Below are 11,478 nucleotides of genomic sequence, written 5' to 3' on the forward strand. Positions count from 1 at the left end.
TATGACCATGTTAGATCAAGCAAAATCATGGATTAAAAAGGCTTTTGAAACTGGTGGAGCGGTTAAAGTTTCGCCAACATTTCGGGAGTTACAAAATTATCTCTCACAACATTCTTTGGGTGAAATATTGCCTTATCGGTTATATGATGAGCATGAACAATTATATTTTAATGATGGTACACAAGGTTTTGTATTCGAAGCGGCTCCTTTAGTTGGCGCAACGGAGCAAACTATTAATTTATTGACAAATATTATTAATCACCTGCTTCCTGAAGGCTCAAGCATCCAGTTTTTACTATATGCATCTCCCAAAATTGCAGGATATTTAAATTCATGGTCATCCTATAGAGCTGAAAGAGGGGAGCGCTTTGCTCAATTAGCGCAAGAGCGTGTAAAGTTTCTTTCTAAAGGTGCCAGGGGTAGCTTGTTTAAAGCCAGTGATTGTCCCGTTAGAAATTTTCGTTTGATTATTAGCATAACGCTTGATGAAAAGAAAACCATATTAGAAGTTAATCAATTAAAAGATAGTATAAAGCGTTCTTTTAAAAGTTTAAATCTTCATACTGAGAACTTACAGCCTGAATACTTAATTCAATTGGTGGGTGAGTTGTTTTGTCCCGATTTGTCTGCTGAATCTAGGAAATTAGCATGGCGTAAAAATGATTATATCAATCAACAATGCGCTTTTCATGATACTTCTCTTCAAGTAACACCACAAGGAATGATAGTAAATGAGGGTGAAACAGAAATTCGTGTTTATTCAGTAGCTAAATTTCCTGATAGCTGGCCGCAGTGGGCGATGCAAAGTTTAATTGGTGATCTATTTTTAGAAACTCAACGTAATCGATGCCCGTTTTTTCTTTCATTATCGGTGCATATCCCGTATCAAGCCTATGAGAGTTCGCAAGCAGCCATGAAATCGATGCGTATAAATCGGATTATGAACTCACCGGCAGTGAAATATGTGCCAGAGATAGCACAAATCGCTCAAGAGCGTCGATATATCATCGATATGCTAAACAAAAATGGCAGACTTGTTAAGTTATCATTCCAAATTGGTTTGATTAGTGAACCTGAGCAAGTTGTAAAGGATGAGTCTGTCTTAGAAAGTTTATTTATAAGCCAAGGATGGCACTTATATCGGCATCGTTACGTTCATGTCCCTATGCTATATGCATGTTTACCTATGACTCAAGATAAAGCGCTATTTAACACGCTACAGCGCTTTGGTGTCGTACATACTCAGCCTGCCCATGTGGTTGCCAATGTAGCGCCATTGCAGGGTGAGTTAAAGGGCATGACTGTGCCTAGATTGATGTTAACAGGAAGGAGGGGGCAGCTATTTTGGTTTGATCCTTTTTCAAATGATTCAGGAAACTACAACGTCTGTGTTACTGGGAAATCAGGCTCAGGAAAATCCGTTTTTATGCAGGAGTTGGCTGCGAGTATTGTTGGCTCGGGTGGTAGGTTATGGGTTATTGATGTGGGGCGTAGTTATGAGAAAACATGTAAGCTGCTAGGTGGAGAATTTGTTGAATTTTCGATAGACAAAGAAATTTGTTTAAACCCTTTCACGCATATTCAAGAATTGGACGAAGATCAACTTTCATTATTAAAACCCATTGTTGAACAAATGGTTGCGCCTCATGATCCGATTTCTGATATCGACAGAGTATTACTTGAAGAGGCAATCCAGCAAACGTGGGCACAATTTCGAAACCATAATAGCATAACAGAACTCTCAAAATGGCTGCATAATCATTCTGATTTACGCGCAAATGATCTAGGTAAACGTTTATACCCTTACACCGAGAAAGGGATGTATGGACGCTATTTTAATGGCAAGGCAAATATTTCATTTGAAAATCCATTTTTGGTGATGGAACTAGAAGAATTAAAAAACAAAGGTGATATGCAATCTATCGTTTTAATGCTTATCATTTTCCAGATCACCAATACGATTTATGCAGGTAATAGAGAAACCAAAAATGCTTGTATTATCGATGAAGCATGGCAACTTTTGAACGGGGAAAAGATAAAAGTATTTATTGAAAAAATGGCCAGAACAGCCAGAAAGTATAATGCTTCAATCATTACTGGAACGCAATCGATTCAAGATTATTTCGAAAATTCAGCAGCGCAAGCGGTCTATAATAACTCAGATTATACCATTATCATGATGCAAAAGGAGGGTGTGATCGAGAAGCTGGTTAAGGAAGAGAAGTTATCCTTAGAGCCGCATATGGAAAGGCTAATAAAGAGCCTTCGAATGAGTGAAGGCGAGTACGCTGATATATTCATTCGAGCGCCAAATTGGTACACCGTTGCCCAGCTTATCTTAGATGATTTTACTTTGGCTTTATATTCGACCAAAGGCGATGAATTTTCAGCTGTGCAGCAACTGCAAAAGCAAGGATATTCGCTTATTGATGCGGTTAGAACCGTTGCAAAAGAGAAATTTCATGGTCGTTAAAACTATATTAGGGTTTTATTTGTTTACCATGCCAGTATATGCATTGGATTTAGGTTCTTTTGGTAAAACTTATCCGATTAGAGAGTTTCCTGCCGATAAATTAATTGAAAATAAGATTAATAGCGTTAATAAAGATGAAAGAATTAGGTTAGAAAATCAATTTTTAGAGATAACCAAGAGCAAGATCAGTCGACCAACTGCTACTCAGCTGCCAGTTGTTACAAAAAACAATAGCCGTTTATTTAATCCAGCTGTTTATTTTGAAAATTCAGTAAAAGATCATCAACAGAATGAAGTCATTAAAGCAGGCCAACATGTCAACCCATTAGATTTTGTTAGCTTGACTACGCCACTCGTTTTTTTTGATAGCGATGATTCTATTCAAAAAGAATGGGTGAAGGGCCATTATAAAAATGCCATTTTGATTTTAGTGAAGGGTGAGCCCTTAAAAGTACAAGAAGAATTTCAAAAGAAAGTCTATTTTGATCAACATGGGAAATTTATAACGCGATTTTCATTAAAAGCTGTTCCAAGCGTTATTACACAGGATGGTAAATTCTTAAGGATCCAAGAATGCGTACCTTCCTGATGGTAGTTATCATTACTTTAGGGCATTGTTCAATAGGGATGGCTGGTACGATCTGTCAGGGAAGATTTTTAAATCCTATTACGGATATTGCTTGGAGATGCATGTTCCCTTTAACCATAGGTAATGTGCCGGTTTCAAAAGGGAAGAACCCTGATACAGCTAATCCTAAATCACCCATTTGCACCTGTTCAAATCCCATTCCACGCGTTGGTCTAAGTATTGGCTTTTGGGAGCCCGTACAAATTGTAGACGTGACTCGCACACCGCTTTGTTTTGTCAGCATGGGGGGATTGCAGCTTTCTGCCCCTGCGAAAGGGGGGCAAATGGGGCCATCCCTAAATGGTAGTAATAAACAAAGCCAATATCATTTGCATTGGTACGATTATCCCTTGTTAAAGCTACTAGAAATCTTGGTTGATGGTGGCTGTGTTGAAAATTCAGATTTTGATGTTGCGTATTTAACAGAATTTGATCCTACTTGGCAGAACGAGACGCTGAGTATTGTTTTGAACCCAGAAGCTATTCTATTCGGAAATATTGCCGCACAAGCAGCTTGCAGTGCCGATGCTTTGGCTGCAACAGCTCATACCGGTATTGATGCTTTGTTTTGGTGCGCAGGCAGTCAAGGTAGTGTTTATCCCTTTACTTCGTACACGGCAAATCATTACGGTGGCGTGGCAGCGAGTACATCATTAGTTGAAAAGATGACCTACAAAATGCATAGAGAACTCTTATTGTGGGGTACGGTTGGACAAGAGGGGTTGTGTGGTAAATACCCGATGCCAATTTGGAAAAAATCCCAATATCGATATCAGATGGCTTATCCAGTAGCAAGTCAATGCCATCCTTACGGAAGAAGCACGGTTTTATGGGAATCTGGCAAGGAATATCCAGTCAAAGGGGAGGATTTTGCCTATGTGGTGTGGCGTAAGCGACATTGCTGTGCGTTGTAAACTATTTGTTTTAATTATGATGATGTCAAACAGTTGTTTTGCACATGTTGCGAAAGTATTTATATCTTTTTCGATGCCAGAAATGAGTATTAGGCAATGGCTTCAGCAAGCTGAAAAAGTACATGCGCAAGTGTATTTGCGAGGATTTGTCGATAACTCATTTAAGAAAACAATAAATCAAGCAACGTTGGTTATTAAAGATAATTCGCAAGGCTTTTTGTTAGATCCCAAAGAATTTGAGAGGTATAAAATCGAAAAAGTACCTGCCGTTGTTTTTGTTGATGATAATCAAGAGTCTATAACAGTGTACGGGGATGTTGGGTTGTTACCAGCGGCTCAATTAGCAGCAACACGTGCTGAATCAAAAGCAGCAAAAGAAGTAATTGAAAAACTTACATAATGAAAAAACAGATATTATTAGCATTTATTATGATGACAAATATGACCCAAGCAAACGCATTGCAAAGTTCTCAGAAAACTGTGAATGAATTAGGCATATTCTTGACATCAAACCACACTCAGGCAGAAGAATATGCAAGAGAGCTGCAAGAAAAGAATCCCTTTAGAGCGCCAGATGAAAAGTCATTGTCTGAAAAAGGTATAACTGAATTTCAAAACCAAGAAATAGGTCAATTTGTCAATCAACAAAGATTTCAAAATCCAGCGTGGGTTATTGGCGATAAAGATAGATTATGGGAAAGAGAGCAAGGGAACTTAAGTTGTCATCTGTCTTATCATCAGGAAACTTGTATAGAAGATACCCAAGTTATGGATGGCTGTATTGAATATTTGATGGTTGATGTTGAGCAACCTTCCAAAGAAACATTTGATCTAGAAATTTATACTTCCAGTTATGCAGAAAAGAAGACTACATTTTACATTGATCTCAAAAAAGGCATCTTGACTGCCCAAAATGATGCTAATAGTGCTCATGGCTGGAGTAATCCGCCTTTAGCATCATATGATTGTCAAAGACTTAGTTTTGCGCATGTAGGATATAGTGCATTTTATGATGCGACAATTGGTGGAAGCTTCCAAACAGAAGATGTTGTTTATGATGCACCCACAACGCCGACATGTTCAAATGGCTTAACAACTTCCTTTAGCATTAGCCAAACTCATCACAAGAAGAATAAATGGAAAAATAGGGGAGTAAAGCATTTATTCAAAGTAACATACCTGCCACCTTTAGTTTTGCATGATCATTGGACTCAAAATTGTATGAGCAAAGTTAAGGCACCAAAAGGTTGTAATTCAAATAGCATTTGTCTTGAAGGTCCCAGTAAGAAAAATATAAGCGGCGTTGAAGTTTTGCGAGACTGTTGGAAGCGAAAGATAGTGTTTCATTGTTCACCATCAGTTTCGCAATGCCAGGCTTTAAGGGCTAAAGGTTGTGAGCAAGTAAAAATCGAATGTATTAAAAAAGAAGACGATATGGGATGCACCCAGCAAGAGATCACTTTCAAATGCCCAAAATCAAGTTGTGCAACTAAGAAAGAACACATAGACGCCTATTGCAAGGAGGGCGATTGCTTTGGACCCCAACAGGAGGCTCTAGGAAGCTTTGAAGAAGCGATTTCTCATTTAACTGGGGTTACTGCTGCTGGGCATGATGTGAATACAAACCAAATCTTTAAAGGGCAGGCAATGGCTTGCCGTAAATTTGGCATTGAGTTTAGCAACTGTTGCCAAGATAAGGGCTGGGGCCAGGATTTACATTTAACGTCATGTAAGGAAGAAGAAAAGCTATTAGGGATGGCAAAGGAGGCTAAACGCGTAATTGAAGTAGGAGAGTATTGTGATTCGAAAATAGTTGGTGAATGTGTTGAAAAGAAAAAAAGTTACTGTGTTTATCCTTCTAAACTTGCGAGAATAATCCAGCAAGGTGCTATAAATCAGTTGGGAAGATCGCTTGGTGAGCCAGACAATCCTGTATGTTTACCGCTAACCCCGCAAGATTTACAGACCCTTGATTGGAATAAAATAGATTTTTCTGAGATTTATGTAGAGATCAGAAACAAGACTATACTGCCAAATGAACAGGATTTGTCTAAAAAAATTCACCAAGCAGTTAATTCGCATTTGATTAAGGAAAATGAATGATGAATACAAAACTAGCTCTTTTTTTCAGCGCCATGGCTTTGATGAGCTTCAATTGTCAAGGTAAAGAGTATATAGGCATCGATTTGGGAAAAACTACCTTTGATGATGTTAAACAAAAGCTAGATCAAGCACATATAAAATATACGGTCAAATTTGATAAAGATGACAATGGGAAAGATATATTAGATCTACCTACACTTTCGTTTAAACAATTCCCAGATTGGCAAAAGCATGGAAAGTTTGTTGAAGGAGAAATGCATTTTATCAACGGGAAAGTTGATTCATTTTCTGCTTCGTGGGAAGAAGGCAAAGAACCTCTCTTATTTAGAAATTTATGCGCTGGTTTTTCAAAAAAATATGACACTCTTCGCTATCCTACCACCAATGGTAATGACTGGGATAACGTTAGATATGGAACATTTAAAGATGAGAGCAATGTTCTGATAGATTTACAAACAAAGCAGCTTTGGCGTAACAAACTTAAACCTTTAAATTGGCATTATATCACTACTGTAGCTTATAAAGATGTCAATATGAGTGAAGATAAAAAGAAGCTAATTGAAGATAAAAACAAGCTTGTGGAAGAAGTTAAAAGAACCCATGATCCCGATCTTAAATTTGCTCAAGAATTCTAGCTTATACCTTTTCGGTGTAATGCTGATTTCTGCCTCATCTTTCGCTGAGGCAGGATATTATGAATCACATGCACATGGCTGGCATTGGTATGAATCATCAAAAGAGGATGACAAGGGCAAAGTGATATCAGAATTATCTACCTTGTCTCCACTTGAAACAATAGAGAACATTAAAAATGAGATTGAAACAAAACGTGCTAAAGCACTTTTGGAACCAAATGAAAAAAACGTATATGAATATATAAAAACACAAGAATTATGGACAGATCAGGCTGAAAAGTTTTCAAAAACATGGCAATGGGTCATTGCTAAACATCCCGAGTTAAACTACTCCCTACGTTTTCCAACAAGCGAACTGGCAAAGCAAGTTAAGCAAAAAGAAAATTCTCAAGTAATTAACATGGCTATCAGTGATATTGCGCAAAATTACGGAATTTTCTACTTTTATAAGTCAAGTTGTCCATATTGCGAAAGGTTTTCGCCCATATTAAGGACTTTTGGTGACAGATACAAAATAAAAATATTAGCAATTAGCTTAGATGGCAAGGCAACAAAAGGGTTTAACATATTTAAATCTGATAACGGAATTGCTGAAAAATGGGGTATCATCCAGGTGCCTGCAATTTATGCAGTGTCCCCGTTACAAGATGAAGTTATCCCGATTGCATTTGGTTTGATTAGTCGAAGTGAGCTTGAACAAAGATTCTTATTATTTTATGAAAATTTAAAGGGGAGAGAGCATGCTACGCTACGTACTGTTAATCATTAGCGTTTGCTTATGTTCTGCTTCTAATGCTTCTTTGGAGCATGAGCTTGAAAAGTTTTTTGATAGCTATGCTGAAATCAATAATGTATCTGGTCCAAATGCTTATAAAGGACAAAGCGCAGGATATTATACGGGGGGTTCAATTTATGCTAGAACCCCTCCTCGTATTATTCATCCTGTATCAATGCAATTACCAAATTATAGTGCAGGATGCGGAGGGATAGATCTATTTACCGGTGGGTTTTCATATATTAATTCAGATCAATTGGTGAATATGATGCGCAACATTGGTAATAACGCACAATCACTAGCTTTTGCCATTGGACTAAAAACAGTAATGCCAATGTTGGCGAATGAGGTGGAACAATTAAATCAATGGGCTCAAAATATTAATCAATTCAATATTAATAGTTGTGAAACCGCTGCAATGGGATTGGGAATGATTTGGCCGCAAACAGAAGCGACACAAGATGTTTTATGCCGAGCTAATGCAAATCAAAATGGTGAGTCATCGTCATATTTTGATTCTCGGGTTCATTGCAGTGCTAAAGGTAATTCTTCATCTAAATCAAATGCTAATAATCCAATCACTAACCTTAATATGGCATGGAAAGCGATTAAAAATTCACAAATATTTGGCAATGATAATGAATTTGCTGAATTTATGATGTCTTTATCTGGCACAATTATTTTTTCGAGGAATGAAAATGGCAATTTGAGCATTTTAGATTTGCCATCATTATCAACGCATAGCAATCTACTGCAAGCCATAGTTTATGGTGGAGATGCTACAGTTTATGCATGTGATACCTATGAGAAAAACGGCTGCTTACGACCTAAATTAAAACCATTAAAAATAAGTTCAAGCAAGGCATTAGGTGTAAAAATTACGCAAGCGCTTAATGAAATGGTTTATGCAATGGAGCACGACGAAGAACTAAAGCCTTCACATAAGGCATTATTAAATACGACTTCAATCCCTGTTTATCGAATTCTAAATGTGTATACGACTTATGCACCAGCAACCAAGCTTATGGATATTCATTATTATAGTGAATTAATTGCATTTGATTTGCTCTATGCTTTTTTAGTTGAAAATATCAAAGCCGTTGAAGAAATATCGCGCTCTGAGCATGATTTAGGGAAAATAGGAGGTGATTTTTTCGTTAAGATGCAAAAAGCCAGAGAGCAGGTGGATCGTGAAAGAGCAAAGTCAGCTGAGCAAGCCAATCAAGTTCTTTCTTTGATTGAAAAAGCGAAAAATGTCGAAAAAGAAATTGCAAGCCAATATGCTTCGGGCATGAAAAATTCATCAAATGTAATTCAGCGGTAGGTGCATTATGGCATTTGAGATTATCACATATGGAGCGGGCCCTTACTTAGATAATGTATTTAATGGGATTGCAGGCATCGCTAAAAGCGATGACTATGGCACTATATTAAATTTTGCAGTTCTTTTTGCTGTAGTTGCCGTGGCTTATTATTCAATTCTCAAAGGTAATGTTGTAATCCTCTCGAAATGGTTTTTAGGTTATACCTTGGCATATTCTTTATTATTTGTTCCAAAAGCGGAGATCGTTATCATTGATAGAATTTACGGTGATACCCCAAGGATTGTTAAGAATGTACCTTTTGGTGTTGCCAGTGTGGCGCATTTTAGCAGCCATATAGGTGATGCAATTACTCGGCTTTTTGAATCGGCTTTTTCAGCACCTGACGACGTAAAATATCATCGCACTGGCATGATGATGGCTTCGACAATGATAGAAAAAACAGCGTTTATGCCTATTACTGATGAAAAGTTTTCAAAGAATATGCGTAATTTTATTCATCAGTGTGTTGTTTTTGAAGCTATCAGGGGTAAAAAGTATACAATTGATGATTTGAAAAAAAGTAATGATATTTGGGGATTGGTGAGTAAAAATGCATCAAAAGCGCATGCTTTCCCCTATAACAATGAAATTATCACCTGCTATACCGGTGCGCAAACCCTCTCAAAGGAATGGGATGAACAGATCCGCAAGGTTAAATCTATCTATAGCAATCGTTATTATCGAAGTGCCGACACCTCACAGATAGCTAGTGGTCTTTTTCTATCGCATTTACCTGGAGCATACAACTATCTATTAGGGATTTCTCGAACAGCGGAAGAAATATTGCACCAACAGTTGATGATGCAGTCAATTATAGATGGCGTAGATTCATTTGCTTCAGAAACAGGTTCAGCAGCCGCTTTACAACAATTTGCTGCTTCTCGTGCGAAAATTCAGCAACATGCTTCTTATACTATTGTAGGGCAGCTTGCACTTGAAAAGCTTCCTTTGATGCGAGCGATCTTTGAGTGTTTATTGTATGGCATTTTTCCCATCGTATTTTTGCTGATATTGCTACCACAAGGTGGCAGTATCTGTTTGTTATATATCAAATCGCTTTTCTGGGTGCATTCCTGGGGACCGATATTTGCTTTATTGAACGTGTTCTTTAGCTATGCAGCTAAAATTGCCACAGTTTCGGCTGCAACGACTTCTGGCGGGGTGGGAATTTGCCTTGATACGTTACCTGGGATTTATGATGTTAATGCGAAGATTGCCGCTTTTGCTGGATTTATGTCTTCCTTTATTCCAATCTTGACCTGGAGCATATTTAAAAATGGTCCAGGCGTTTTAGCAAATATGTCTGCTAGTTTGTTTGGGATTAATCAATCTTCAGCTATGGCGGCAGCAGAAGAGGCCACTACGGGTAATTTACGATACGGAAATACTGATATTAACAATCATTCATTTAATAACTTAAATGCTAATAAATATGATACAAACGCCTCTTACAGTGCTGGCGCATTTAGAATGCAGAGCACTGATATGGTTCATTATACTTCTGCGCCATCAGGAGAAATAATTGCAGATAGTAGCGGAGCTATTTCTCGTATGGGAACACATATTAATGAAGCTGAAACTATGCGTATGATTACGGGTCAGCAAAGCACTATTTCACAGCAAATTGCATCCCAGCAACAAGTTTCATTCGAAGAAAGAGCAGCAGCTTCTCTCGCTGCTACTGCTGTACTTGGTAAACATTTAAGCGAGGAAACGTCATCAAGTACCAGTTTTAGTACTAATGAAGCAAATGCAATTGCTGAATATTCAAAAAATTCGCATGAGCAGGTTGCAAGGCAAGCGCACTCAGAGGGAAAGAGTGATGTAATGGGGGATCAAAAGTCTTTAACCAAATTTATACGAGGCAGTGTGGGGGTTGGCGGCAGTGGATTACTTGGGATAAAGGGGATGATTGATTTAGGGGCAGAGGCTAATAGCAGAAGTTACCACGATCAAAGTACATCTGTTAGTGATCAGGTGAGTAATGACTTATCGGATTCTTCAGGACAGGGTCGTTCGCAGGAAAGCTCTTTCAGAGTGCTTGCAGAAGAATTACAGCGAAGAGGGGATAGCTATGGGGCAAATCTTGCTTATAGGGCAGATGCAGCCTTTCAAGAGGCCCATTCTTCCGCAATTTCGTGGCAACAGTCAGTAGGTGAATCACAAGCATGGGGTGAGCTTGCTTCCCAACAAAAAGAATTGTCTTCTAGTGCCAGCTTTAATTGGGATCAAGAGTTGCTAACGCGGGTTGCCAAAATGCCTGCGCCTGGTGCTAATGAACCCATGGGTGAAATGCAAGCAGCTCAGGTGCTCAATAATCCTCATTTAGCAAATGAGTACTCAGCAAAAGCCATTAAAGAAATGTTGGATGAGAAAGTTAAAGCTCGAGTACAAGGGATCAACATAAACCAAGAAAAAGGAAAGCTAGATACGATGTATCAGCAAAAGAAAGTGAATTTAAAAGATGATTTTCAACAAAATGCGAATAAAATTAAGAATGACTATGAAGAATTAACAGAGGTTCTTTAATAAGACAGCATAAATCAATAAAATTTGGGATTTCATAATTTCCGAAGCACTGATTCG

The 11,478-nt window shown here is 38.1% G+C and carries 9 protein-coding genes; all 9 read left to right on the top strand.

From position 1 onward, the window contains the following. Position 1 precedes the first annotated feature (1 nt). The gene (traC, locus tag HT99x_RS15620; RefSeq protein ID WP_075067792.1) at positions 2-2,473 is read left to right on the top strand and encodes a type IV secretion system protein TraC; all 2,472 of its coding nucleotides are present in this window, start codon (positions 2-4) and stop codon (positions 2,471-2,473) included. Then, positions 2,463-3,062 (top strand): hypothetical protein, encoded by a 600-nt coding sequence (locus tag HT99x_RS15625; protein WP_259567148.1) that lies wholly within the window; start codon positions 2,463-2,465, stop codon positions 3,060-3,062. Before traC ends, HT99x_RS15625 begins: the two co-directional genes overlap by 11 nt. Continuing rightward, positions 3,047-4,015, top strand: coding sequence for a conjugal transfer pilus assembly protein TraU (gene traU, locus HT99x_RS15630; RefSeq protein ID WP_075067416.1), 969 nt, complete (start codon positions 3,047-3,049; stop codon positions 4,013-4,015). The genes HT99x_RS15625 and traU overlap by 16 nt, the downstream gene beginning before the upstream one ends. Then, positions 3,978-4,415 (top strand): type-F conjugative transfer system pilin assembly protein TrbC, encoded by a 438-nt coding sequence (gene trbC, locus HT99x_RS15635; protein ID WP_083482989.1) that lies wholly within the window; start codon positions 3,978-3,980, stop codon positions 4,413-4,415. The genes traU and trbC overlap by 38 nt, the downstream gene beginning before the upstream one ends. Before the next feature lie 185 nt (positions 4,416-4,600). Continuing rightward, positions 4,601-6,118, top strand: coding sequence for a conjugal transfer protein TraN (locus tag HT99x_RS15640; protein ID WP_158003420.1), 1,518 nt, complete (start codon positions 4,601-4,603; stop codon positions 6,116-6,118). Continuing rightward, positions 6,115-6,753: a hypothetical protein gene (locus HT99x_RS15645; RefSeq protein ID WP_075067419.1), complete on the top strand. Its 639-nt coding sequence runs from the start codon at positions 6,115-6,117 to the stop codon at positions 6,751-6,753. Before HT99x_RS15640 ends, HT99x_RS15645 begins: the two co-directional genes overlap by 4 nt. Continuing rightward, positions 6,719-7,522 (top strand): conjugal transfer protein TraF, encoded by an 804-nt coding sequence (locus HT99x_RS15650; RefSeq protein ID WP_075067420.1) that lies wholly within the window; start codon positions 6,719-6,721, stop codon positions 7,520-7,522. The genes HT99x_RS15645 and HT99x_RS15650 overlap by 35 nt, the downstream gene beginning before the upstream one ends. Continuing rightward, the gene (locus tag HT99x_RS15655; protein WP_075067421.1) at positions 7,494-8,852 is read left to right on the top strand and encodes a conjugal transfer protein TraH; all 1,359 of its coding nucleotides are present in this window, start codon (positions 7,494-7,496) and stop codon (positions 8,850-8,852) included. Before HT99x_RS15650 ends, HT99x_RS15655 begins: the two co-directional genes overlap by 29 nt. A 7-nt stretch (positions 8,853-8,859) precedes the next feature. Beyond that, on the top strand, positions 8,860-11,421 hold the full coding sequence (locus tag HT99x_RS15660; protein ID WP_075067422.1) for a conjugal transfer protein TraG N-terminal domain-containing protein: 2,562 nt from the start codon (positions 8,860-8,862) through the stop codon (positions 11,419-11,421). Positions 11,422-11,478: the final 57 nt, after the last annotated feature.

It is taken from the genome of Candidatus Berkiella aquae, assembly GCF_001431295.2.
Classification (GTDB): Bacteria; Pseudomonadota; Gammaproteobacteria; order Berkiellales; family Berkiellaceae; genus Berkiella; species Berkiella aquae.